Raw genomic sequence first — 24,776 nt, forward strand, 5'->3', positions numbered from 1 at the left:
TTAATGAACTTATCTATACTAATTCCTCTTTTAAACGAAGAGGAATCACTTCATGAACTTTACTCATGGATCATCAAAGTGGTTCAATCCCACAATTATTCGTATGAAATCATTTTTCTGGATGATGGTAGTACTGATAATTCTTGGGCACTCATTGAAGGCTTTTCAAAAGAAAATCCTCATGTAAAAGGAGTGCGTTTTATGAAAAACTTTGGGAAATCACAGGCCTTACATGCTGGTTTTGCTAAAGCACAAGGAGATGTTATCATTACCATGGATGCTGACTTGCAAGATAGCCCTGAGGAAATTCCGGGATTGTATGACATGATTACCAATGGGAAATACGATTTGGTTTCGGGTTGGAAAAAGAAACGCTACGACTCTGTTGTGGCTAAAAACCTTCCGTCAAAACTATTTAATTGGGCGGCTCGAAAAACATCAGGCGTAGAATTGAATGATTTCAATTGCGGCTTAAAAGCATACAAAAACATTGTAGTTAAGAATATCGAAGTTTCTGGTGAAATGCACCGATACATTCCGGTATTGGCTAAGAATGCTGGTTTTGGCAAAATTGGCGAAAAAGTTGTACAACATCAGGCCCGAAAATATGGTGAAACCAAATTTGGGATGGAACGTTTTATTAACGGATTCTTAGATTTGATTACGATTTGGTTCTTGTCCAGATTTGGAAAAAGACCCATGCACCTTTTTGGCGCGATGGGATCCTTGATGTTTATTATTGGATTTATGCTTGCTGGTTACATCGGTTTTTCAAAATTATACCACATGTATAATGATATGCGTTATAGTCTTGTGACCAATAATCCTTGGTTTTATATTGCCTTAACCACAATGGTTTTAGGAACACAATTGTTTCTAGCAGGATTTCTTGGAGAAATCATTTTGAGAACAAAAAATAATGAAGAGCGTTATAAAATTGCGAGTATCGTAAACTTATAATTTTAAAATAGACGCCTTACAACGGGATGATTACTAGCCCTGATAGTAGTGAAAATCCTTTTATTCGCCGCGGCGAATAAAAGATTGCAACGTATAGCAGGAAAGAGCTCCTAAAAATAAAAAAATAAGATGGAAATCAAACAAAACATTCTAGATGCGGTAAATGAGTGGCTTACGCCAACATTCGATAACGCTACACAAGTGGCTGTGAAAGAATTGATGACTACTTCACCAAAATATTTAGAGGAAAGTTTTTATAAAAACTTAGAATTTGGTACTGGTGGAATGCGTGGTGTAATGGGCGTAGGAAACAATCGCATTAATAAATATACACTAGGAAAGAGTACCCAAGGATTGTCTAATTACTTGCATACTGCGTTCCCAAACCAACCTTTGAAGGCCGTTATTGCTTACGATTGTCGTCATGATAGTGATACACTAGCCAAAATCGTTGCTGATGTATTTTCAGCAAATGGGATTGAAGTATATTTGTTTTCGGAATTGAGACCAACACCAGAATTGTCTTTTGCGGTAAAACATTTGGGATGCCAATGTGGTATTGTACTTACGGCATCACACAACCCGCCTGAATACAACGGGTATAAAGTGTATTGGCAAGATGGTGGTCAAATTGTTCCGCCTGAAGATAAAGGCATTATTGATGTAATTGAAAAATTGACCTACGATCAAATTCAGTTTACAGCAAATGAGGATTTAATTCATTATGTAGATACCGCTATTGATTCCGCATTCATAGCATCATCTATCGCAAATGCAAGTTTTAACACTTCGCAAACTGCAAAAGACGATTTAAATATTGTGTTTACCTCCTTACACGGCACCTCAATAACTATCATTCCAGAAACTTTGGCGCAAGCCGGATATAACAATGTACATATTGTAGAGGAACAACGCGAACCGAATGGCGATTTCCCAACGGTAAAATCCCCGAATCCAGAAGAACCAGAAGCATTGACGATGGCACTTTCATTGGCTGATAAAACTAATGCTGATATTGTAGTGGGCACAGATCCAGATTGTGATCGTTTAGGGGTTGCTGTACGTGACAATAACGGTAAAATGACTTTGCTAAACGGGAATCAAACTATGGTTTTAATGACCGCATTTTTGCTTGAGCAATGGAAAAAATCAGGAAAAATTAATGACAAGCAATTTATAGGTTCCACTATTGTATCAACTCCTATGATGATGGAACTAGCCACTAATTATGGCGTAGAATGCAAAGTAGGTTTGACTGGTTTTAAATGGATTGCTAAAATGATCAAAGACTTCCCAGAGCTAGAGTTCATTGGTGGTGGCGAAGAGAGTTTTGGATATATGGTAGGTGACGCTGTACGCGATAAAGATGCTGTTGCAGCAACACTTTTGGTTTGTGAAATGGCGGCTCAAGCCAAAGCCAATGGAAGTACTGTATATCAAGAACTGATTAAATTGTATGTAGACAATGGTTTTTACAAAGAACATTTAGTATCGATCACTAAAAAAGGAATGGAAGGTTTACAAGAAATCACACAAATGATGATTAACTTACGCGAAAATCCTTTGAAAGAAATCAACGGCGAAAGAGTGATTATGGTAGAAGATTACCAGTCAAGTATTGCAAAGAACCTATTAGACGATACTGAATCAGCCATGACAATTCCAAAATCGAATGTATTGATTTACTATACGGAAGACGGCTCTAAAATATGTGCTCGCCCAAGTGGTACCGAACCAAAAATTAAATTTTATATAAGTGTAAATACTACACTTGAAGCGGTTGAAGATTTTGAAGAAGTAGAAGCAATTCTGGACCAAAAAATCGCCAACATAATTACTGCAATGCAATTGAACTAATGGATCCGAATATAAAAAAATTAATACCTTTTACAAAACCCTATCAATCACATATTATTTGGAATGTGATTTATAATATTTTGTATGCTTTGTTTAGCACGATTTCAATGCTGACTTTGTTTCCTGTTTTACAGGTACTTTTTGGCAAAACAGAAAAAGTATATGAACAACCAATTTACACGGGAATAGGAAATCTTAAGGATTATGTAACAGAATACATTAACTTTAAAATATCCTCTTTATCTGATGGTGAAAGTACTGAGATTGTGTTATTGTTTGTGGTGGCCATGGTCATTACAACATTTTTTATTAAAAATTTATTCAACTACTTGGCTTCCTATCACATCATGCACCTAAAAAACGGTGTTTTGAAGGATTTGAGACGTTCGATGTATGCCAAAATCATTGAATTGCCTATCTCCTATTATTCTGAAAAAAGAAAAGGAGATATGATGGCGCGCATGCTTGGTGATGTGAATGAGGTTCAAAACTCTTTTTTCTCCATTTTAGAATTGGTAGTAAAAGAACCTTTGACGATTGTTTTCGCATTGGGAATGATGTTTGCCATTAGTACCAAATTGACATTATTTGTACTGATTTTTATGCCTATTTCGGGTTATATCATTTCTAAACTGGCTAAAAATTTAAGAAGCCAATCGATGGAGGCGCAAAAAGAAAGTGGTTCTTTAATTTCTGTGGTTGAAGAAACTTTAGGCGGTTTAAAAGTGATAAAAAGCTACAATGCCGAACCCACTTTTAAAGGTCGCTTTAATGAATCTGTAACACGTTTGTTAAATTTAAACAACAGCATCGGAAGTCGAAATAACTTAGCGACTCCATTGAGCGAATTTCTTGGAGTAACTACAATTGCTATTTTACTTTTTTACGGAGGCCTATTGGTTTTAAATGACAAAACTCTTGATGGAGCTTCTTTTATCGTTTATCTAACACTGGCATTCAATATTTTAACCCCTGCCAAAGCCATTTCAAAAGCATCTTATTCTGTGAAAAACGGATTGGCAGCTGCCGATCGTGTTTTTGAAGTTTTAGATGTGGAAAACGAAATCACTTCAAAAGAAAATGCTATACAAAAAGATACATTTGAATCTGACATTACCATTTCAAACATCAACTTCAAATACGAAGACGAAAAAGTGTTAAAGAACTTTTCGTTGCAAGTAAAAAAAGGACAAACGGTGGCGCTTGTAGGACAATCTGGTAGTGGAAAAAGTACTATTGCTAACTTACTAACTCGTTTTTATGATGTAAACGAAGGCACTATTTCTATTGATGGAACGGATATAAAAGATCTTGACTTACAATCACTGCGCGGTTTAATGGGATTGGTAACCCAAGACAGTATTTTATTTAATGATACTATCAAAGCAAATATATCATTAGGAAAACCAAATGCTACTGATGAAGAAATCATTGAAGCCTTGAAAATTGCCAATGCATTTGAGTTTGTAAAAGATTTACCAAAAGGAATTTATACCAACATTGGCGACAGCGGAAACAAATTATCCGGAGGACAAAAACAACGTTTGTCTATTGCTCGAGCGGTTTTGAAAAATCCGCCAATCATGATTTTGGATGAAGCGACTTCAGCACTGGATACCGAAAGTGAAAAATTTGTGCAAGTAGCATTAGAGAACATGATGCAAAACAGAACTTCAATTGTTATTGCTCATAGATTATCCACCATTCAAAAAGCAGATGTTATTGTGGTGATGCAAAAAGGAAAAATTGTCGAGCAAGGAAACCACGAAGAATTGATTGAACTCCAAGGTGTTTACAATAAACTGGTGAGTTTACAATCGCTTGAGTAGTTAAAATCTACAACTCAGAATTGCACTAAGACATTTCAGTATACATTTTTTAAAGGTTACGTAAGATAGCAATATATTTACGTAACCTTTAATCATTTAATACAATCTGTTATGCTATTCAAAATTATCTTGGTGCTGCACATTCTTTCTGGTTTTACCGGTTTACTTTTGGGTACTATTGTTTTAATTCGTAAAAAAGGAGACCAAATTCATAAAAAAATTGGCCTGATTTTTACAATAGCTATGGTCAGCACCGGACTGTGTGCTTTTTACTTATCGTACGTACATCCTAATTTATTTCTTTTTATAGTAGGTGTATTTACGATCTATTTGGCTATTTCGGGATACAGAATGATACAATTAAAAAAAGCACATTTAGGTCAAAAACCGCAACTTGGCGATGCACTGTTAACGATTGCTATGCTTATTTGCTCAGCGATTTTTTACTATATTGGCATACGTTATTTACTAGCCAAACAACTTTTTGGTATTGTATTTCTATTATTTGGAACAGTAAGTTTACGATTGTGTTACACCGAATACAAAGCCTACACGGGCAAAGTAACTGATACTTTATACGGTTTAAAAAATCATATTGGCCGCATGACAGGTGCCTATATTGCTGCCTTTACGGCTTTTATTGTGGTCAACAATACCTTTTTACCAGATGTAGTAGCCTGGAGTTTACCCGGAATTATAGGCGGTATTTTTATTTCGAGATCAATTAAAAAATTAAAATCAAACCCATAAAAAATTTAGTTATGAAAAGAATTTTTGCAGTAACACTATTCTTGAGCTTTTCATTTTCAAATTACGCTCAAAAAACAAAAATAGACACAATGGAACTAATAGTAGCAAATGGCAAAAAAATAACGCTAAAAAAACATGTTCTGAAATCATAAGTAAAAAAAAATGATGAACTTTACATAAAAGCATTTCCTATAAATTGTAGCTATGTACGTTAATAACACCTCGATTAAACTTCCTCAAGACCCGCACACAGTAGTATGGAAATACCTAGACCTATCTAAATTTCTGGATTTATTGCTTTCGCAAAAGCTATTCATGTCGCGCTCAGATAAGTTTGAGGATCAGTACGAAGGCACCTTTAGCGAACCCACTTTTGAGGAAATCAAAAAATTGTCTCAAGACAATCCTGATTTTTTAAATTATTACAAAAAGCATCGTGAAAAAGTAGCCATTAGTAGTTGGCATATTAATGAATACGAATCTTTTGCTATGTGGCAAATATTTACTCAAAATACCGAAGGACTCGCCATTCAATCTACAATTGGACGTTTGCAACAGTCCCTTCAAATAGAAAAAGAGTATCAACAATACATAGGAGAAGTCAACTACATTGATTACAAGAAAGAGCACATTCCATTTGACGACTTGTTTTTTCCTTTTTTATTTAAAAGAAAAAGTTTTCAATATGAAGGCGAGGTACGCATCATCACTGATATTGGCGAAAGCGAAGTTAAAATCAATGAAGGTCTGAAAATTAACATTGACATTAATACCTTAATTGAAAAAATTTACATTCACCCAAAATCCGAAAACTGGTATAAAAACTTGGTAATCCAACTGGTAAAACAACTCGGCTTTGACTTCACTATTGAAAAATCCGATTTAGAAAGTGAGATTTTGATTTAGAAAAACCACTTAAACTGGCTCGTAAGCATTAATTTTCCACTCGTTATTGCTTAGATCAATATAATAATAATGAACCAAATCATTTTTATCAACCTGACCGTTTTTATTAGTATCCTCAACCGTTCTAAAATACAAACGATTGCGAGAGGCTAGAAGTTTCCAATCTATTAATTCCTGAAAGTCAGGCGAAATTTTAGTAAGTCGCTCCCCACTTATAGTACTCAAATGCAAGGATTTAATGTCACTTGTATCTAACTTACCATCTTTATTGGTATCCATATCAACCATAGTGTACACCATGATTTGGTTTTTAGTTTTATCGGCAACTGTTTTTAAATAAGTAGCCGTTTGAATCAAAACGGGCTTTTCAGTCAATTTTCGAATAGAATCTGAATTTACTTTTTGGAATTTAATATTTTGTAAAAAACCTGTAATTTCATATTCTCCATAATTGGAAATCGTAAAACTCAAATCATTCACACTTGATGAACCATAACGCGATTTAACGCCACGATCACGAATACTCAAATCAGCAACAGGGTGAATTAAATAATCCGTACCTTCCATTTGCCAAGGCAAATCAGCAATTTGTATTTGGGTTGAGTCTGCCTTCACAATCGACTTTGCTTTATTAGTTGCATCGTAAGTCACTTTTGGCGTTGCTGTATCCTCTTTACAACTTGCTAAAAATAGCAATGCAATTCCTAAACAAGTGAAATGTATTTTTTTCATGTGCTGATAGTATTAAAACTCAAATGTAATCATTTTTAAAAATAGCTTCCTTATTCTAAGTACAATTTAACGAATAAATAGAATGAATTTGACTTTTGAAAGAACCTTATAACTTAGCAGTCAATTTCACATTAAAAACTCGTGTAGTCATGTAATTTGGTATTGCATATTGATTTTTAGAGTATACATCCCTAACCCAAGTATTTGTAATAGCATTTTGATTGTTAAAAAGATTAAAAATTTCTAATCCTAGAGCTAATTCTTTACAATCTTTAAATAAACCCGAGCTTCTTTTCCTTGTAGTGTTATCAATAAATACTTTAGAAAAGCCTACATCAACCCTGCGGTAGTCATTCAATCTGTTTTGATACAAATAAGGATCTGCGTATGATGGTGATCCTCCTGGTAATCCTGTATTGTAGACTAAATTTAAATATAACTTTAAACTTGGAATATTTGGCATATAATCCTGAAACAAAATACCAAATTTCAATCTTTGGTCTGTGGGTCTGGCAATAAATCCTTTATAATTGCTGTTTTCCTCTGTTTTTAAATACCCAAAACTAATCCACGATTCGGTTCCAGGAACAAACTCACCATTCAAACGAACGTCTACCCCTTGGGCGTAAGCCACTGCATTGTTATTAGCTGCATACCGTATGCGTACATTATCAATAGTGTAGGTATTAGCATCAGTTATAGATTTGTAATACACTTCAGAGAGTAACTTAAAAGGACGATCCCACAATTTAAAACTGTAGTCATTTCCTAAGACTATATGAAAGGATTGTTGCGCTTTTGTATTGGGTTGTACCACACCGTCTCCATCCCTGAGCTCTCTATAAAAAGGCGGTTGATGATAAAGTCCTCCAGAAATCCGAAAAACAACATCTTGTTTCCAATTTGGTTTAATGGCAAACTGAGCTCTTGGACTTATTGTGAATTGAGACTTACCCAATGTGCTGGCGCCAGAAACTTCCCAATTGTGCATTCGGATTCCTGCATTATACCAAACTTCATTCGTTCCTAAATTTGATTTTAAACTCCATTGTCCGTAGCCTGAAAACCGATTTATAGAATTGAAATTTATAGCTCGTATATCTTGATATGGAACCAACGGTCCCGTGTAAGGAGTATAAGGCTGATCGTTTTTTGGCAAATTTAAAATAGGTGGATTCAAAGCAAAACCAGCAGAATCAATGACTTCCCACTCTATTATTCGGTCTCTAATTGATTCACGAGTATACTTAACACCCCATTCTATTTGACTGTTTTTCCAGTCTTGAAATCCTTTTATTTCAGTATTTACAATTAAGGCATCAAGATCATTCCTAGCATGACTTAATTGTGATCCAATACCTCTCGTAAATGAAACATCACCTAGAGTTTCTGAACCAATATTAGTATTTACTTCACCCAGTCGATATTGCGCCAATATATCAAAATATTCTTGTTCTAACGTATGAAATATGGAACCTATAAATTTTAAAGTAAAATTATCCGATACATTAAATACTGATTTTATTGCTCCAAAATACGTATCGTATTTATCTTTTTCTTGACCTTCATAAAAAACCGTAAGTGCCATTGGACTGTCTAGTGTTCCAAAATTTGAAACGCGTGACAAAGGACGATATTGGTATTTATTTTGAGAAATGTTCCCTAAAAAACTCCACTGCCATTTGGCCGAAGCCTGATAATTAATATTGGTTTGGATATCAGCAAACGATGGTGTAAAATTAGTTTGTGTTTCTTGACTGTTCACAAGTAGCGAATTATTTCTATAACGTAATCCCGTTACAGCTGACCATTTTTTATCTTTAGAAACCGCATCAATAGCTACGCTTCCGCCAAGAAAACTTGCTTCTAGGCTTGCGCCAAAGGTGGTTGGTTTTCTATAAGTTATATCTAGTACAGAAGATAGTTTGTCTCCATACTTAGCTTGAAAACCTCCAGCAGAAAAATCTACATTATGAACCAAATCAGTATTGGTAAAACTCAATCCTTCTTGCTGACCAGAGCGAATTAAAAATGGGCGATAGACTTCAATCTCGTTTACATAGACTAAGTTCTCATCATAATTCCCCCCACGCACAGCATATTGTGTGCTTAATTCATTATTAGAATTCACACCTGGCAAGGATTTTAAAATATTTTCTACACCTGCATTGGCACCCGGAATTTTACGAATCATTTCGGGTTCTAGATTTACTATTCCCTGAACCACACTTCTATTCCCAGTCACTACAACAACTTCTCCCATTTGCTCTGCTTGGCTATTCATTACAGGGTTGAATTCCTTTTGCTCATTCGCCTCAAGCATAAAAACAACAGTGATTTTTTTAAGAGAAACGTGTGTGAAAACAACTGTTACTTTTTGATTTGCCGGGACTTTAACATCATAAAAACCATTCTCATTAGACTGTGTATTAAAACCGTCAAATGTAATATTGACATTCTCTAAAGGTTGTTTGTTTTCATTCAAAACAATACCACGTATTCTTGCCGTTTGTGCAGTTGCCGAAAAACCAAGACAAATAATAGATAAAGAAAGAAAGAATTTATTAGTACTCAATTGATTTGAATTTATTTTTTTTGACCTCTGTAAAAATGCGTTTCAAAAGTAGTTGAATTTCCCATATTATCAGTAACGTCTACTTTTAAATTATTAGCACCTTCTTGTAAAAATTCTGGATTCAAAATATGAGTGATTTTTCGAGTTTTATTATCGTATTCAAAAAGCACCCATTTCCCATTCAAGTATCCGTTGTAGGTTTTAATCCCAGATAAAGCATCACTTATAGAAAGCTGCAAAGACTTTTGCTCATTAATCCATTTGCCTTCAATAGGATTAGCCATCGTTACTGTAGGCGCCACAGTGTCTGACACCAACTTGTAATTTCCTAAAACCTTCACTTTGGTAGAAAAAACACTATCCTTTCTGTAAGTAGAATTGTAACTTATTTTGCCGCCCTGCACTTTACCAATAAACATTTTTTGACGTTGCTCTTCAGTACTTTTTGCATCTTTAATGGTAATTGTAAAATTTGAATGAGCCGGAACAGTATCATCATGCAAAAATAAAGTATCATTAACCACATTAAAATTCATATTGAAATCTTCATAAAAAGTGCCTGCAGGAAAAAATACTGACATGTTTCCAAGTTCAAAATTACTGTCATTTAACGCTTTTACAAAATATTTAGACTGAGGCTGATCAGTGCCAATAATTGTAGGTAACAAATCATAATGTATGGGTATAGAAATGGTTCTCTTATTACCAAAATAATCTGAAACTTCAATTCGATATAACGAGGCTAAGTTAGGAGAAACTTGTAAAACTCCTTTATTTTCATCTGCTTGAATAAAACGCAAATCATAAGGAGCTTTCATAAATAGCTTTTGTACCCGTTGTTGCATTTTTTTATAACGAGAATAATCAATTAAAGCATTGATATACCTCATGTCATTAAAAGAATAGGTGTTAAATGCATAACCAAAATTTGGTTTGCCGTTCAAAAAAGTCTGGACCTTATAAACACCATTATTATTAAATGATACATCATCAACGTCATGAGCCGTTATACCGAAACCTATAACGCCATTAGAAACAACTTTATCAGACAAGTAAGTACCATCTTTTTGTAAAGAAACATTTAATAACACAGGACGCTTTGCATTATTTACAGTGGTTTTACCATCTAGTGGATAGACATAAACACCCGTAACAACAGGGCTTTTAGTGTCTTTAAAAAAAGCATCAAAACCAAAAAGTAATGGATTTATAACAAATTCTGTTTTTGTGTCTCTAAATTCAAAATGCAAATGCGGACCTTCAGAAGCTCCTGTATTACCAGATAAAGCAATAACGTCTCCTTTTTTTACTGGCAATTCTTCTGGTTTTAAAAACATTTCAATCTCAAAAGACTGCTCTTTATAGTGGTTGTTTTTAACATATGATTCTATTGAACCTTCAGCCTTACTTAAATGCCCGTAAACAGAAGTATAACCATTAGGATGATTGATATAAATTGTTTTTCCATTACCAAAAGTAGAAATTTTAATTCTGGACACATATCCATCGGCTACTGCATAAACCCTTAAGCCCTCCTTTTGTTGGGTTTTCAAATCAAAACCCGCATGAAAATGATTGGGCCTCAATTCCCCAAAATTCCCAGACAATTGCATAGGAATATCAAGAGGTGAACGAAAATAATCTTTTGGATATTCATTTTGAGCCTGAATAGAGCTGCAAAAAAACACAAAAAGGACAAAAAATCTCATAATTTACATTTTGGCTAAGATAAAAAAAAACAACGGAAACCAAATGAGAAAAACAAAAATGTACTCCGCTGAAATTGAGTGTTTTAATTTATTTAATGCAAAAAAAATAATAAATTATTGCAAAATTAAAAAGGAATAGTAACTTTGTAAGATATGTAATGAAAAGGATAAATAATGAGTACAATTGCAGAAATTATTGATACTCTTGAAAATAAGGTTCTAAAAATTTTCAGCAAAATGAAAATTTTAGAACAAGAAAATCAAGATTTAAAAAACAAATTAATAAGGTCTGCAACCACAATACAAACTCAATCAAGAGAGATTGAGGCACTAAAAATGCAGTATGAAACACTCAAGATGGCAAAATCATTACTAGGCAGTGACGAAAATAAAAGAGATACAAAGCTAAAAATAAATTCATTAATTCGGGAAATTGACTACTGTATAGCTCAGCTATCAGATTAAGAAATATGGACGAAAAGCTAAAAATTAAAATATCAATCGCCGATAGAATCTATCCTTTAACGGTAGATCTTTCACAAGAAGAAGGTCTAAGAAGCGCTTCAAAAAAAATTGATATAATGATTAAGCAATTTGAAGAAAACTATGCTGTGCGTGATAAACAAGATGTTTTAGCCATGTGTGCGTTACAATTTGCTTCGCAAACAGAACAAAAACAAATTGACAATCAAATAAATGGCGAGGAAACCATGGAGCGAATTAAAAAAATTAACGCACTTTTAGACCAATATCTCGACAAATAAACGTTCTTTACAAAAACTAAGATACTGCCTACATTAGTTCATATTTGGTAAACTCAACACTAACAATTTAGAATGAGCAAATCATCGTTACTATAGCAAGCCAATTCAGTTTGGAAGCTTGAACAACGAGTTAGCTCAAAACTTGTCTTTTCGAGTTTATACAAGCAATCTAATGTAGGCTTTTTTTATATATAAATTTTAACAAACATGGACAACATATTAACGATCGTTATTACAGGAATTATAGGTATCGCAGCTGGTTTTGGGATAGCCAAACTAATTGAGAAAAGCAATATTTCAAACCTCATAAAAAATTCAAAAAAGGAAGCCGCATCTATACTTAAAGATGCAAACCTTGAAGCCGAAAACATTAAAAAAGATAAAATCCTTCAAGCAAAAGAAAAATTTATTGAGTTAAAATCTGAACATGAGCAAGTAATCCTTGCACGAGATAAAAAAGTAGCTGAAATAGAAAAAAGAATACGCGACAAAGAATCTCAAGTATCAAATGAACTATCAAAAGCTAAAAAGGTAAATGATGATTTTGAAGCTAAAACACAAGAATACAGTTCAAAAATTGAAAATTTAGAGAAAAAACAAACAGAGATTGATCGTTTACACAAAAGTCAATTACAACAACTTGAGGTAATTTCAGGTCTATCTGCAGAGGAAGCAAAAAACCAACTTGTAGAAGGGTTAAAGGCTGAAGCCAAAAGTAAAGCAATGTCTCATATTCAAGACACTATTGAAGAAGCTAAACTTACTGCACAACAAGAAGCCAAGAAAATAATCATAAATACCATCCAGAGAGTAGGTACTGAAGAGGCTGTTGAAAACTGCGTATCGGTATTTAATATTGAATCTGATGATGTAAAAGGTAGAATCATTGGACGTGAAGGTAGAAACATTCGTGCTCTTGAGGCTGCGACAGGTGTTGAAATCATTGTAGACGATACTCCAGAAGCAATTATTCTTTCTTGTTTTGATCCTGTACGTAGAGAAATTGCCCGTCTAGCCTTACATAAACTGGTTACCGACGGAAGAATTCACCCTGCACGAATTGAAGAAGTTGTTGCAAAAACAGCCAAGCAAATCGATGATGAAATTATTGAGGTTGGAAAACGTACTGTAATTGATCTTGGTATTCATGGTTTACATCCTGAATTGATAAAAGTTGTGGGTAGAATGAAATACCGTTCTTCTTATGGACAAAATTTACTACAACACTCGAGAGAAGTATCTAAGCTATGTGGTATTATGGCAGCGGAACTAGGATTGAATGTAAAACTAGCTAAAAGAGCTGGATTACTTCACGATATTGGTAAAGTACCTGATACTGAAAGTGATTTACCACACGCCTTATTAGGAATGCAATGGGCAGAGAAGTACGGTGAGAAAGAAGAAGTTTGTAATGCGATTGGTGCGCACCATGACGAGATAGAAATGAAATCTTTACTTTCACCTATAATCCAGGTTTGTGACGCTATTTCAGGAGCAAGACCAGGAGCACGTAGACAAGTACTAGACTCATACATACAAAGATTAAAAGACCTTGAAGAAGTTGCCTACGGGTTTAATGGTGTAAAAAATGCTTATGCTATTCAAGCCGGTAGAGAGCTTCGTGTAATTGTTGAGAGCGAAAAAGTTTCTGATGAAAATGCTGCAAGTTTATCTTTTGATATTTCGCAGAAAATTCAAACTGAAATGACCTATCCTGGACAAGTAAAAGTTACTGTAATTCGTGAAACAAGAGCTGTAAATATCGCCAAGTAAAATATTTAATTCCATAAAAAAAATCCAAATCCCAATGCTAATTTATTGGAATTTGGATTTTTTTTTGAAGTTTATTCTCTACTTCCTAGGGTGAAAACTATTCATTACTTGTGTTAAAAATGTACGGTCTAGATGCACATAAATTTCAGTAGTTGTAATAGACTCGTGTCCCAGCATGAGTTGTATGGCACGTAAATCAGCACCATTTTCCAGTAAATGAGTAGCAAATGAATGTCTAAGTGTATGAGGACTTATGGTTTTGTTAAGATCAATTGTAACGGCTAAATTTTTTATAATAGTGAAAATCATAGCCCGTGTGAGTTGTTTTCCTCTTCTATTTAAAAAAAGAGTATCATCAAACCCTTTTTGAATAGAGAGATGGATCCTCACAGTATTTTTATAGAGGAGAATGTATTTTTGAGTCACATCACTTATCGGAACTAAGCGCTGTTTATTTCCTTTACCCGTGATTTTGATAAAGCCTTCTTCAAAAAACAGATCTGATATCTTTAATGTTACCAACTCCGAGACTCTTAAACCACAACCATACAATGTTTCTAGCATGGCACGATTACGCTCTCCTTCATTTGAAGACAAATCAATCGCCTGTATTAATCCATCAATTTCTTCAACCGTAAGCGTGTCAGGAAGTTTTCGACCAGTTTTGGGCGTTTCAATTAGCTCCATTGGATCATCGTCGCGATAATCTTCAAAAACTAAATATTTAAAAAAGCTTTTTAAACCCGAAATAATTCGAGCCTGCGATCTCGGATTTACCTCTTTGGCAACACTGTAAATAAATTGCTGGATGATTTCGTCAGTTATTTTTAGAGGAGAAACAACAATTTCATTTTGGGATAAAAAAAGCAATAAACGCTCTAAATCAAACGAGTAATTCTCTACCGTATTCTTTGACAATCCACGCTCAATCTTTAAGTACGATTGATAACTTTTTATAATACTGTCCCAATTCATACTTACAAAGGAACGTATTTTTTAAGCATAAAAAAACCTCCTTTTAAAGAGGAGGTTTTAAATTTATTTCTTGACCATTAGAATTTGTACGCTAAAGAAAAAGAAAAAACAGAGTTCTGTACACTCACATCTTCTTGTAAAGCATCTATAAATTCGTCACTAAAAATGTTTGAAACTCCCATATTATAACGAATTCCTGCAGAAAATTTCTCAGTAAAATCATAACCCGCACCAAAATTAATTCCAAAATCAGGAGAAATAAATAGTCTTTTTGAATCTATAGAATTTCCATCCATCTTTATCTTTGCAGATGTTAAAAAGCCAACTTGCGGACCTGCTTCTAAATTAAATTTATCTGCTACATAATATTTCGCCATTAAAGGAATATTAATGTAAGTCAAATTAAAACTTCCTTCACCACTATCTGACCCTTGTCCTGAAAACAGGATCTCTGGTTGTAAAGCAAATTTATCGGATAATTTAATTTCTACAAATCCACCAATATTTATACCTGTTAGATTAGATCCATCTTTAATATCACCTGAAAAATTAGCAAGGTTTAATCCACCTTTAATACCAAATTTCGCTTCTTGCGCATTAGCAAATCCAAAAGCAAAAACAGCTGCAACTGTTAAAATAATTCTTTTCATTTTGTTTTTTTATTTGAATAATTATGAATCAAATATATACAATCACCTAATTTTAAAAAAATTTTTAGTAAGTTTTTTATACTCCTAGAAAAATAAATAACTACAATGATTGACGTAAAGAAAAAATACAAATAATTCGCAATCAATGCATTAAAAATATTCTTTATCACTGAAATTAGTGAGATAAAGTTTAAAAAATATGAATATTAAAAACTAGGACATAACCTACTAATATAGTTGATTGAAAATCTTTTTATACCTTAGATAGGTACTGTCTCAGCTAAAATATAATGAACTATTACAACTTAAAGAAGCGCGGTTTTTGGCATAAAAAAACCTCCTTTTTTAAGAGGAGGTTAATTAACTATTTAAGAACTATAATTTACAATTTGAAATTGAATCCTAAATTTAATGAAGAAAAAGTTCCACCGTCTACAGAAATCCCTTTGTATCCAACATAAACCTCAATTTTTTCAGTTTGGTAACCAAATTTTGGTTGGTAATATAGACCCCCTTCGCCTTCGCCTTTACCGACATATAAAGCATATCCTAAATCTGTTCCTAAAAACAAATTATCAGAAAGAGAATATTGAGCAGTTCCTGCTACTGGTAGAAAACCAGCAGGATCTGGCTTAAATTCAATTGAGGTAAAACCGTCATTATAAGTATAAGTCTTTGCTAAATATGAAGTATAACCTGTAACTAAACCAGCACTAAATTTACTATCTAAAGTCCAAACATAAGCAATATCAGCACCTAAATTCAATGATGCAGATTCTTTAATATCACCCATAGGTAAACCAAGATGAGCTCCTACTTTAAATTTTCCTTCTTGTGCATTAGCAAATCCGAAAGCAAATACAGCCGCAACTGTTAAAATAATTCTTTTCATTTTGTTATTTTTTTGTTTAATTATGAATCAAATATATATAAACCGTTATTTTAAAAAAAGTTTTTAATAAGATTTTTATATTACATGAAGATAAACCGCTGTACTAATTCAGATACACATTAATCATAAATATCTATCAATTAAAAACTTAACAAACAACCACATCACGGAAATTAGTGATGTAAAAAAAATTAAAAAAACACAATATTAAGTAAGAAAAATTTTAACAATACTATAGTAACAACATAGTTTAAAAACGTAAAAAGAACCTATTTTAAATCAAAATATAGCGTATTACTACAATTCAAAAATGAAACGCTTACTTGAAAATTAAAAAAACAAAATTCTCAAGAAAAAAAGTATAATTAAACACTACTTGGAACAGTTATTGAAAAGTTAAAAATTGAGATTAGCAGCAATAATTTTGAAACAAAATAGTTTTTAAGTATTGTGCTATATCACTAACAACAATAATTATAAAAATGTAAATTATGAAAAGAATACTTCTAGCAACAATCGTATTGTTTGCAGCTTCTGCTAACATGCAAGCACAAGCCATTAAATTCGGATTGAAAGCAGGTTTAAATTACGCAAATCAGTCAGGTAGTGATATTGGCACTAGCCTTGTTGATTATAAAAAAGAGGCTATTACTAGTTATCATGCTGGTTTAATTGCAGAAATAAAACTAACCGATGGATTTGCTATTCAACCAGAACTGTTATACTCAACTCAGGGCGCTACCTATGAAAATGCAGGAGAAGAATTTAAAAATGAATTAGGATATATTTCTATTCCTGTAATGGCAAAATTCAGCCTTAACAACAGTATTAGTTTAGACCTTGGACCTCAGGCTTCTTTTTTGTTGAGTGAAAGAAAAAATGTTGATTTTAAAGAAGCTGAAACATTTGAATTTGGCGCAGCGGCTGGTTTGACCCTAAATGTTACTAAAAATTTATTCATTCAAGGTCGCTATGTACTAGGATTAACCGAAGCAACTAAAGATGCTGAAGTTAAAAATTCAGTAGTCCAGCTATCAGCTGGTTTTAAATTCTAAAAATATTTAAAATTAAATTGTAAAACCGTTCTAAAAATTAGAACGGTTTTTTTATTTTTACCAAAATCAGAATTATGAAAATAGGCATTATCAATGGTCCAAATTTAAATTTATTAGGAAAACGCGAACCAGAAGTTTACGGAAACCAAACATTTGAAGACTATTTTAACACATTAAAAGAGCGTTTCCCAGCAATTAACTTTTCTTATTATCAAAGTAATATTGAGGGCGAATTGATTGATAAAATACAAGAATTTGGTTTTTCATTTGATGGCATAATTCTCAATGCTGGCGCTTACACCCACACCTCTGTAGGTATAGGAGATGCCGTAAAAGCAATAACAACTCCAGTAATAGAGGTTCATATTTCGAATACATTTTCTAGAGAAAGTTTTAGACATCAATCCTATATTTCTGGAAATGCCAAAGGTGTTATTCTAGGTTTTGGTTTGCAAAGTTATGATTTAGCTGTACTTTCTTTTGAACAAAAATAATTAACAATACCTTAAGTTATTGTTTAACAAATAATTAATAACCTATGTAAAAAGTACTGCTATTTTTGTGGAAGAAAAAACTTTCATGAAAAAACACTACCTGTTTCTCTTATTAGTTTCTACATTTTTTTGCAATGCACAAATAAAAGGAAATATCACTGACGATAAAGGCAATCCGTTAGCATTTGTAAACATCTTCCAAGAAGATACTTATAATGGAACTACCTCAAACGAATTAGGGAATTACGAATTTAATGTGCTTCCAAAGGGAAAACAAACCTTAGTTTTTCAATTTTTAGGATTCAAAACTCAAAAAATTATTATTGAAACCGCAAAGTTGCCTTATACTTTAAATGTAAAACTCGTTGAGGAAAGTTTTTCTCTTAATGAAGTAATCATTAATACTAAAAGAAATCCCGCCATAGCAATCATAAAAAATGCAATTGCAAATAGGGATTCTAATACTAAAAACACCAATAAATACCGTGCAGATTTCTATTCCCGTGGTATATTTAAACTGAAAAATGCTCCTAAAAAAATCTTTGGACAAAAAATAGGCGACTTAAATGGCGCATTAGACTCAACAGGAACGGGGATTATTTCTTTATCTGAAACATTTTCTAAAATTGTTTATGAAAAACCCAATAAACTCAGTGAAGTAGTAGTGGCATCAAAAGTAAGTGGTGACAATAACGGCTACAGTTACAACACTGCTCGATCTTCATTTTATGATTTTTATGATAATACAATCGACTTTGGAATAGCAATGATTTCGCCAATTGCCAGCAACGCATTGAATTACTACAATTACAAACTAGAAAGCACTTTTTTTGATGACAAGAATAAGATGATCAATAAAATTAAGGTTAGTGCAAAACGAGATAGCGAACCAGTTTTTGAAGGATATATCTACATTGTTGAGGATTCTTGGGCTATTTATGCCGTAGAACTTGACATTAAAGGATATAGAATAAAAGAAGATTTTCTTGATGTAATGACTTTAAAACAAAATTTTAGTTACAATAATAATTCGAAAATTTGGACGAAAAACACGCAGAGTCTCGAGATTACCGCAGGAGCCTTTGGAATAAAATTCAACGGAAAATACAACTATGTGTATAGTAATTATGAATTTGTAACTTCTTTTGCTCCCAAAACGTTTACCAATGAAATTACAAAAATTGAGCTGAACGCAAATCAAAAAGACAGTACGTTCTGGAATAGCAACAGGCCGATTCCCTTAACTATCGAAGAAAATTTAGATTATTTTAGAAAAGATAGTATTTATACGGTTCGAAATTCAAAAAAATACTTAGACTCCATTGACCTAAAAAACAACAAATTTAATCCTCTCAAACTGCTTACTGGGTATACATTTAAAAATAGTTCACAAAAATATAGTTTTAGTTATGCCGGGTTGGTTAATATCGGTTCTCTCAGTTTTAATACTGTTCAGGGTTACAATCTTGATTCGGGTTTTCGATTTACAAACTGGAAAAATCAAGAAAAAAAAGGAATTTATACTACACTTAGCACAACGTTTAATTATGGTTTCTCAGAAGATCGTTTGCGTGTAACGGGGCAATTCCTTCATAGATTCAACAATCAAAATTATGCTACAGTTTATGCAACAGGTGGAAGCTCAGTAAAACAATTCAACCCAAATGAACCTATTAGTAAAGCTATAAACAGTGTAAGCACTCTTTTCTTTAGAAACAATTTCATGAAATTGTACAACCTAGAATCTATGGCTATTGGGTTTACACAAAATATTGCAAATGGCATCAACCTTAATAGTAAGATTGAGTATCAACAGCGTAAACCTTTATTTAACACCACTGATTATTCATTGTTTAATAAATCTGATTTTTATACATCAAACAACCCCTTGGACCCTACTAATTATAGTTCATCTGCTTTTGAACAACATCATTTAACTAAATTAAATCTTTCTTTCAAAATCAATTTTGGCAATAAATATTCCTCCAGACCAGATGGTAAATTCAACATTAGAAACGAAAAATATCCTACACTATATGTAGCCTATGAGAAAGCCATTGGCGCAAGCGATAAAAAATATGAATATGACTATTTCAACCTTCGCGCTACCTATGATTTAAAATTAGGAAACAAAGGAGCTTTAGGTATAAACATGAAAGCTGGTGCGTTTATAAATGCTCAAAATATTGCTTTTATGGATTACAAACATTTTAATGGAAACCAAACAAGCGTAGGTCAAGATGAACGTTATTTGAATATTTTTAACTTGCTACCCTACTACTCTAGCAGTACTAACAATCGTTTTGCAGAAGCTCATGCAGAATATAATGATAAAGGATATATAATGAATAAAATTCCATTATTGAATAAATTAAAAGCTACTTTAAATATAGGAGCTCATGCGCTATCCATACCTGATAAAAAACCGTATTCTGAAATGAATATTGGTCTAGATAATATAGGAATTGGGAAATTTAAAATGTTTAGAATAGATTATGTCCGCTCCTATCAAAGTGGTTTTAAAGGTGACGGAGTGGTTTTTGGACTTAAATTTTTAAACATAATTGATTAAAAAAGTACGTAGTTTTATCTCGATAAACAACAACTCACAATACATAAAAAAGGCACCTGAAAATAATCTCGGTGCCTTTTTTATTGGTGTAAATTTACTCATGAGGTTCTACATGAATCAATACGTGCCCTAATTCTGGGATTTGTTCTCGTAAGGTATCTTTAAGTTTATGAGCAAGGTCATGCCCTTCCTTTACGGTTATATTTGAGTTTACTGTTGCATGTAAATCAACATGGTATTGCATACCTGCCTTTCGGATAAAACATTTTTCGGTATCTAAAATTCCGTCAACTTGAACAGATACTTCTCTAATGTGTTCAATCAAGTCATCATATAAATGTTCATCCATGATTTCGCCAAGAGCAGGTCGGAAAATCAAATAACTATTATACAATATAAATCCAGATGCAAAAAGTGCTGCCCAATCATCAGCTGCTTCGTAACCATTACCTAAAATTAAAGCAATAGAAATTCCCAAAAAAGCAGCTACCGAAGTGATGGCATCACTCCTATGGTGCCAAGCATCTGCTTTTAATGAAGAACTATTAGTTTCTATACTGCGTTTCATAACTACTCGAAAGGAATACTCTTTCCAGATAATTATGGCTCCAAGAACAATTAGTGTCCAAGGCTTTGGCAATTGATGCGGTGTGCTAATATTAATGATACTTTCATAAGCAATTATTGTTGCCGAAGTGATTAAAAACCCCACTACCAAGAACGTGATCAAGGGCTCAGCCCTACCGTGTCCGTACGGATGATTCTCATCAGCAGGTTTATTGGAATATTTAATTCCGAACAAGACTAAAAATGACGCAAAAATGTCTGTTGTAGACTCGATAGCATCAGCAATCAAAGCGTATGAATTGCCAAAAAAACCTGCAAATCCTTTTATAATGGCCAGAGTTGTGTTGCCCACAATACTAAAATAAGTAGCCCTAATTGCTGTTTGTTCTCTTGACATTTGTTTCGTTTAAAAAAGAATCGTTTAAATAAACCACTTGCATTTTTGTATTGCTAGGTGGTTTACTTAAACGATATATTAAGAATTGAGTACGTTTACGCTCTAACGATTTGAGCTCCAATAGCTCTCAATCGTTCGTCAATACGCTCATACCCTCTATCTATTTGTTCAATGTTTTGTATGGTACTTGTTCCTTTTGCAGAAAGTGCAGCAATTAACAATGATATACCAGCGCGAATATCTGGTGATGACATAGTTGTAGCCTTCAGTTGTGATTTAAAATCATGCCCCATAACTACAGCACGGTGTGGATCACACAACATGATTTTAGCACCCATGTCAATAAGTTTATCTACAAAAAACAAACGACTTTCAAACATTTTTTGGTGAATCAAAACATCACCTCTTGCTTGTGTAGCCACTACAAGTACAATACTCAATAAATCTGGAGTAAATCCAGGCCATGGTGCATCAGCAATGGTAAGAATAGAACCATCAATATCTGTTTTTACTTCATACCCATTCACATGAGCAGGAATGTAAATATCATCTCCACGACGCTCTAGGGTAATTCCTAATTTTCTAAATGTATTTGGAATTACTCCAAGGTTATCCCAACTAACATTTTTTATAGTAATTTCAGACTTTGTCATGGCAGCAAGACCAATCCAACTTCCTATTTCAATCATGTCAGGCAAAATTCTGTGCTCACAACCACCTAAGCTTTCTACCCCTTCAATAGTCAATAAATTTGATCCTACTCCGGTGATATTTGCACCCATTGAGTTCAGCATTTTACACAATTGCTGTAAATACGGTTCACATGCAGCATTGTATACAGTTGTTCTTCCTTTTGCTAAAACGGCTGCCATTACAATATTTGCAGTTCCCGTAACTGATGCTTCATCTAATAACATATCAGCTCCAACTAATCCGTCAGCAGCTTCTACACCATAAAAATGGTCTTCTCTATTGTATCTAAACTTAGCACCAAGGTTTATAAAACCTTCAAAGTGCGTATCTAATCTTCGTCTTCCGATTTTATCTCCACCCGGTTTTGGAATATATCCTTTACCAAATCGTGCCAAAAGCGGTCCAACAATCATGATAGATCCTCTAAGTGATCCACCTTCTTTCTTAAAAGCTTCAGTCTCCAGGTATTGAATATTTACCTCATCTGCCTGAAAAGTGTAAGAACCTGAACCTGTTTTTTGAATTTTAACACCCAAATTACCTAATAAAGTGATCAATTTATTAATGTCAATAATATCTGGAATATTATTAATAATAACTTTTTCAGGTGTTAATAAAACAGCACACAATATTTGTAATGCTTCATTTTTTGCACCCTGTGGAGTGATTTCTCCTTGAAGACTAATGCCTCCCTCTATTTTGAAAATTCCCATCTTTTATGGTTATGAGTTATAAATTATTTAATTGTACGTAATGATTTAAAAAAAAGTGCCGATAAGGTAATAAGCCACTAATTCTAAAATAAACTACAAGGGTTTTCTATTTTGGTTTTTGTGAGGTAGGTTTGGCTTACCTGTTTTCAAATTTTTGTTGCTTAGAATTTTAGGCTGACCAATAGGAGCTATTTTATTTGAAACTCGTTTATTAGTTCTTAATAAATCAGTAGTGTTAAGCAATTCTTCTGAACTTTGAATTAAATTTAATTTTCCGTCAGAGAGTTCATATAAGTGTTCAAAGATTACATCATCTTTTACTGTATCTTTATTCCAACTCAAATAGGATTTTTTCATGTGATTGGCAATTACTTTTACCAATGCTTTTTTCATATCGCCATCTTCCCATTTATTGGCAACATCAATCATATATTTAATGTTATTCCCGTAAAACCTATATTTTGGAAAATTTTGAGGATATTTTAAAACATCCGGCTTTAACTGCAATACTTCACGCGATGGTATAGGATAAGGAGAATCAGCAACAAGTTTAAAATCAGACATTATAAATAACTGATCCCATAACTTATGTTGAAAATCTGGAACATCTCTTAAATGTGGATTCAAACTACCCATCACCTGTATGATGTATTTAGCAGCCTTATTACGCTCTACTTCATCTTGAATATTTGTAGCTAAATCAATAAGTTTTTGCAAATGCCTGCCGTATTCTGGAATGATAAGATGCGAACGCTCTGCATTGTACTCAAGATGATGCACTACATCATTCGAATTTTCTTTAATATATTTTGAATTCATGTTTTGAATGTATCTATTTTAATTCAGTTGCATTATCGAGAAGTTCACCCAATCGAGAAGCACATCAAAAAAATTATGTTTTTATAAAGAAATTATGCCTTCTATTGTAGAAACTTCTAAGTATTTATCTACAATTTCTTGTGAGTTTTTCATGGTCACATCAATAGATATGCTTGTAAACTTACCCGTTTTAGATTTTGTTGTTTTAATAACAGCCCCCAAACAATCAAAAGCATTTTGGACTTTATCAATATTTTTTGGGTCGCTGGGAACTATAAATTTAAACAAGTATTCCGCAGGCCAAATATTATTTAGGTCTAACTCTACTTTTAATCGATCATAAAATTCTTCAGTCTTTTTATCCATTTTGATTTAAAATAAAGGCAAATATACGGTTTCAACCGTTAATTATGAATTTTTGATTTGTGAATTTTTATCTATTTGTATTTTATATGTGTTGAATTTTTATAATCCCAATAAGTTTAAGTAAATTTGCCCCTTATTTTTTAAAAGTGCAAAAAGAAATCATTGTTATCATAGGTGGTCCTGGTACAGGAAAAACTACTATTATAGACGGATTGGTCGCAAAAGGCCATTGCTGTTATCCCGAAATTTCACGTGAAGTTACCATGGAGGCAAAAAAACAAGGAATAGAACAATTATTCCTTGAAAAACCATTGCTTTTTAGTGAATTATTGCTTGAAGGCAGGATAAAACAATTTTATAACGCTCAAAACGAAGCTCATAATGTAGTTTTTATAGACAGAGGAATCCCTGATGTTTTGGCTTACATGCACTACATAGGCGATAGTTACCCCGCAAGTTTTGATGTTGCCTGTAAAGAACACACGTATTCAAAAATATTCATCTTACCACCTTGGGAAGAAATCTATATCAGCGATGATGCTCGTTACGAAAATTTTGAACAAGCAAAACTCATTCACAGTCATCTTATTGAAACATATAAAAACTATGGCTACGATTTGATTGAAGTTCCGAAAGACACAATGGAAAATAGAATTCATTTTATCTTAAACACTATCTCGAATTAGTTGCATCAACAAGGAGTTTTAATTTTTCATGGTAATAAAACA

At 33.1% G+C, this 24,776-nt stretch carries 22 protein-coding genes; 12 read left to right on the top strand and 10 right to left on the bottom strand.

All coding sequences use genetic code 11. The features are described from left to right. The first annotated feature begins 3 nt into the window (after nucleotides 1-3). The 5 genes from IQ05_RS00200 to IQ05_RS00220 all read left to right on the top strand — a co-directional run bounded on the left by IQ05_RS00200 (nucleotide 4) and on the right by IQ05_RS00220 (nucleotide 6,302). Complete coding sequence (locus IQ05_RS00200) at nucleotides 4-960, top strand: glycosyltransferase family 2 protein (RefSeq protein ID WP_144888919.1); 957 nt, start codon at nucleotides 4-6, stop codon at nucleotides 958-960. A 129-nt stretch (nucleotides 961-1,089) separates the two neighbouring features. Beyond that, the gene (locus IQ05_RS00205; protein WP_144888920.1) at nucleotides 1,090-2,817 is read left to right on the top strand and encodes a phospho-sugar mutase; all 1,728 of its coding nucleotides are present in this window, start codon (nucleotides 1,090-1,092) and stop codon (nucleotides 2,815-2,817) included. Continuing rightward, a complete protein-coding gene (locus tag IQ05_RS00210; RefSeq protein WP_144888921.1) occupies nucleotides 2,817-4,646 on the top strand; it encodes an ABC transporter ATP-binding protein in 1,830 nt (609 codons plus the stop codon). The genes IQ05_RS00205 and IQ05_RS00210 overlap by 1 nt, the downstream gene beginning before the upstream one ends. Before the next feature lie 111 nt (nucleotides 4,647-4,757). Next, nucleotides 4,758-5,396, top strand: a complete 639-nt coding sequence (locus IQ05_RS00215; protein ID WP_144888922.1) for a DUF2306 domain-containing protein — start codon at nucleotides 4,758-4,760, stop codon at nucleotides 5,394-5,396. Between the two features lie 204 nt (nucleotides 5,397-5,600). Further along, complete coding sequence (locus IQ05_RS00220; RefSeq protein WP_144888923.1) at nucleotides 5,601-6,302, top strand: hypothetical protein; 702 nt, start codon at nucleotides 5,601-5,603, stop codon at nucleotides 6,300-6,302. Nucleotides 6,303-6,311: 9 nt separating this feature from the next. Here the strand turns inward: IQ05_RS00220 and IQ05_RS00225 are convergent, their stop codons facing one another. The 3 genes from IQ05_RS00225 to IQ05_RS00235 all read right to left on the bottom strand — a co-directional run bounded on the left by IQ05_RS00225 (nucleotide 6,312) and on the right by IQ05_RS00235 (nucleotide 11,318). Further along, nucleotides 6,312-7,034 carry a hypothetical protein gene (locus tag IQ05_RS00225; RefSeq protein WP_144888924.1) on the bottom strand — a complete coding sequence of 241 codons (723 nt, stop codon included), beginning with the start codon at nucleotides 7,032-7,034 and terminating at the stop codon, nucleotides 6,312-6,314. Nucleotides 7,035-7,140: 106 nt separating this feature from the next. Further along, nucleotides 7,141-9,609 carry a TonB-dependent receptor gene (locus IQ05_RS00230; RefSeq protein WP_144888925.1) on the bottom strand — a complete coding sequence of 823 codons (2,469 nt, stop codon included), beginning with the start codon at nucleotides 9,607-9,609 and terminating at the stop codon, nucleotides 7,141-7,143. 11 nt (nucleotides 9,610-9,620) lie between these two features. Further along, a complete protein-coding gene (locus IQ05_RS00235) occupies nucleotides 9,621-11,318 on the bottom strand; it encodes a M23 family metallopeptidase (RefSeq protein WP_144888926.1) in 1,698 nt (565 codons plus the stop codon). A gap of 174 nt (nucleotides 11,319-11,492) precedes the next feature. Between IQ05_RS00235 and IQ05_RS00240 the strand changes: the two genes are divergently transcribed. The 3 genes from IQ05_RS00240 to rny all read left to right on the top strand — a co-directional run bounded on the left by IQ05_RS00240 (nucleotide 11,493) and on the right by rny (nucleotide 13,855). Next, the gene (locus IQ05_RS00240; protein WP_144888927.1) at nucleotides 11,493-11,783 is read left to right on the top strand and encodes a hypothetical protein; all 291 of its coding nucleotides are present in this window, start codon (nucleotides 11,493-11,495) and stop codon (nucleotides 11,781-11,783) included. A gap of 5 nt (nucleotides 11,784-11,788) precedes the next feature. Continuing rightward, complete coding sequence (locus IQ05_RS00245; RefSeq protein WP_086455282.1) at nucleotides 11,789-12,082, top strand: cell division protein ZapA; 294 nt, start codon at nucleotides 11,789-11,791, stop codon at nucleotides 12,080-12,082. Between the two features lie 207 nt (nucleotides 12,083-12,289). Then, the gene (rny, locus tag IQ05_RS00255; RefSeq protein WP_144888928.1) at nucleotides 12,290-13,855 is read left to right on the top strand and encodes a ribonuclease Y; all 1,566 of its coding nucleotides are present in this window, start codon (nucleotides 12,290-12,292) and stop codon (nucleotides 13,853-13,855) included. Nucleotides 13,856-13,933: 78 nt separating this feature from the next. Here rny and xerD read toward each other — a convergent pair whose 3' ends face one another. From xerD to IQ05_RS00270, 3 genes are all read right to left on the bottom strand, one after another. Further along, nucleotides 13,934-14,830, bottom strand: coding sequence for a site-specific tyrosine recombinase XerD (gene xerD / locus IQ05_RS00260; protein ID WP_144888929.1), 897 nt, complete (start codon nucleotides 14,828-14,830; stop codon nucleotides 13,934-13,936). Nucleotides 14,831-14,907: 77 nt separating this feature from the next. Next, a complete protein-coding gene (locus IQ05_RS00265) occupies nucleotides 14,908-15,480 on the bottom strand; it encodes a porin family protein (RefSeq protein ID WP_144888930.1) in 573 nt (190 codons plus the stop codon). 382 nt (nucleotides 15,481-15,862) lie between these two features. Continuing rightward, the gene (locus IQ05_RS00270; RefSeq protein ID WP_144888931.1) at nucleotides 15,863-16,372 is read right to left on the bottom strand and encodes a hypothetical protein; all 510 of its coding nucleotides are present in this window, start codon (nucleotides 16,370-16,372) and stop codon (nucleotides 15,863-15,865) included. Between the two features lie 491 nt (nucleotides 16,373-16,863). Between IQ05_RS00270 and IQ05_RS00275 the strand changes: the two genes are divergently transcribed. The 3 genes from IQ05_RS00275 to IQ05_RS00285 all read left to right on the top strand — a co-directional run bounded on the left by IQ05_RS00275 (nucleotide 16,864) and on the right by IQ05_RS00285 (nucleotide 20,493). Beyond that, nucleotides 16,864-17,427: a porin family protein gene (locus tag IQ05_RS00275; protein WP_144888932.1), complete on the top strand. Its 564-nt coding sequence runs from the start codon at nucleotides 16,864-16,866 to the stop codon at nucleotides 17,425-17,427. A 74-nt stretch (nucleotides 17,428-17,501) separates the two neighbouring features. After that, the gene (locus tag IQ05_RS00280) at nucleotides 17,502-17,921 is read left to right on the top strand and encodes a type II 3-dehydroquinate dehydratase (protein WP_144888933.1); all 420 of its coding nucleotides are present in this window, start codon (nucleotides 17,502-17,504) and stop codon (nucleotides 17,919-17,921) included. An 85-nt stretch (nucleotides 17,922-18,006) separates the two neighbouring features. Beyond that, nucleotides 18,007-20,493 (top strand): DUF5686 and carboxypeptidase regulatory-like domain-containing protein, encoded by a 2,487-nt coding sequence (locus IQ05_RS00285; protein WP_144888934.1) that lies wholly within the window; start codon nucleotides 18,007-18,009, stop codon nucleotides 20,491-20,493. Nucleotides 20,494-20,587: 94 nt separating this feature from the next. Here the strand turns inward: IQ05_RS00285 and IQ05_RS00290 are convergent, their stop codons facing one another. From IQ05_RS00290 to IQ05_RS00305, 4 genes are all read right to left on the bottom strand, one after another. After that, entirely contained in the window at nucleotides 20,588-21,457 is an 870-nt protein-coding gene (locus IQ05_RS00290) for a cation diffusion facilitator family transporter (protein WP_144888935.1), read from the bottom strand. Nucleotides 21,458-21,552: 95 nt separating this feature from the next. Further along, nucleotides 21,553-22,863, bottom strand: a complete 1,311-nt coding sequence (murA, locus tag IQ05_RS00295) for a UDP-N-acetylglucosamine 1-carboxyvinyltransferase (protein WP_144888936.1) — start codon at nucleotides 22,861-22,863, stop codon at nucleotides 21,553-21,555. 93 nt (nucleotides 22,864-22,956) lie between these two features. Further along, the gene (locus tag IQ05_RS00300; RefSeq protein WP_144888937.1) at nucleotides 22,957-23,682 is read right to left on the bottom strand and encodes a DUF4290 domain-containing protein; all 726 of its coding nucleotides are present in this window, start codon (nucleotides 23,680-23,682) and stop codon (nucleotides 22,957-22,959) included. 81 nt (nucleotides 23,683-23,763) lie between these two features. Beyond that, a complete protein-coding gene (locus IQ05_RS00305; protein WP_144888938.1) occupies nucleotides 23,764-24,048 on the bottom strand; it encodes a DUF493 family protein in 285 nt (94 codons plus the stop codon). A 146-nt stretch (nucleotides 24,049-24,194) separates the two neighbouring features. Here IQ05_RS00305 and IQ05_RS00310 point away from each other — a divergent pair, with 146 nt between their 5' ends. After that, nucleotides 24,195-24,734 (top strand): AAA family ATPase, encoded by a 540-nt coding sequence (locus tag IQ05_RS00310; RefSeq protein ID WP_086454750.1) that lies wholly within the window; start codon nucleotides 24,195-24,197, stop codon nucleotides 24,732-24,734. The last annotated feature ends 42 nt before the right edge of the window (nucleotides 24,735-24,776 follow it).

This window comes from Flavobacterium tiangeerense, from assembly GCF_007830355.1.
Classification (GTDB): domain Bacteria; phylum Bacteroidota; class Bacteroidia; order Flavobacteriales; family Flavobacteriaceae; genus Flavobacterium; species Flavobacterium tiangeerense.

Excerpts from the sequence above, each read along its gene's own strand:
- IQ05_RS00200 (WP_144888919.1), top strand. The coding sequence starts at position 4 with ATGAACTTATCTATACTAATTCCTCTTTTAAACGAAGAGGAATCACTT.
- IQ05_RS00205 (WP_144888920.1), top strand. The coding sequence starts at position 1,090 with ATGGAAATCAAACAAAACATTCTAGATGCGGTAAATGAGTGGCTTACG.
- IQ05_RS00210 (WP_144888921.1), top strand. The coding sequence starts at position 2,817 with ATGGATCCGAATATAAAAAAATTAATACCTTTTACAAAACCCTATCAA.
- IQ05_RS00215 (WP_144888922.1), top strand. The coding sequence starts at position 4,758 with ATGCTATTCAAAATTATCTTGGTGCTGCACATTCTTTCTGGTTTTACC.
- IQ05_RS00220 (WP_144888923.1), top strand. The coding sequence starts at position 5,601 with ATGTACGTTAATAACACCTCGATTAAACTTCCTCAAGACCCGCACACA.
- IQ05_RS00225 (WP_144888924.1), bottom strand. The coding sequence starts at position 7,034 with ATGAAAAAAATACATTTCACTTGTTTAGGAATTGCATTGCTATTTTTA.
- IQ05_RS00235 (WP_144888926.1), bottom strand. The coding sequence starts at position 11,318 with ATGAGATTTTTTGTCCTTTTTGTGTTTTTTTGCAGCTCTATTCAGGCT.
- IQ05_RS00240 (WP_144888927.1), top strand. The coding sequence starts at position 11,493 with ATGAGTACAATTGCAGAAATTATTGATACTCTTGAAAATAAGGTTCTA.
- IQ05_RS00245 (WP_086455282.1), top strand. The coding sequence starts at position 11,789 with ATGGACGAAAAGCTAAAAATTAAAATATCAATCGCCGATAGAATCTAT.
- rny (WP_144888928.1), top strand. The coding sequence starts at position 12,290 with ATGGACAACATATTAACGATCGTTATTACAGGAATTATAGGTATCGCA.
- xerD (WP_144888929.1), bottom strand. The coding sequence starts at position 14,830 with ATGAATTGGGACAGTATTATAAAAAGTTATCAATCGTACTTAAAGATT.
- IQ05_RS00265 (WP_144888930.1), bottom strand. The coding sequence starts at position 15,480 with ATGAAAAGAATTATTTTAACAGTTGCAGCTGTTTTTGCTTTTGGATTT.
- IQ05_RS00270 (WP_144888931.1), bottom strand. The coding sequence starts at position 16,372 with ATGAAAAGAATTATTTTAACAGTTGCGGCTGTATTTGCTTTCGGATTT.
- IQ05_RS00275 (WP_144888932.1), top strand. The coding sequence starts at position 16,864 with ATGAAAAGAATACTTCTAGCAACAATCGTATTGTTTGCAGCTTCTGCT.
- IQ05_RS00280 (WP_144888933.1), top strand. The coding sequence starts at position 17,502 with ATGAAAATAGGCATTATCAATGGTCCAAATTTAAATTTATTAGGAAAA.
- IQ05_RS00285 (WP_144888934.1), top strand. The coding sequence starts at position 18,007 with ATGAAAAAACACTACCTGTTTCTCTTATTAGTTTCTACATTTTTTTGC.
- IQ05_RS00290 (WP_144888935.1), bottom strand. The coding sequence starts at position 21,457 with ATGTCAAGAGAACAAACAGCAATTAGGGCTACTTATTTTAGTATTGTG.
- murA (WP_144888936.1), bottom strand. The coding sequence starts at position 22,863 with ATGGGAATTTTCAAAATAGAGGGAGGCATTAGTCTTCAAGGAGAAATC.
- IQ05_RS00300 (WP_144888937.1), bottom strand. The coding sequence starts at position 23,682 with ATGAATTCAAAATATATTAAAGAAAATTCGAATGATGTAGTGCATCAT.
- IQ05_RS00305 (WP_144888938.1), bottom strand. The coding sequence starts at position 24,048 with ATGGATAAAAAGACTGAAGAATTTTATGATCGATTAAAAGTAGAGTTA.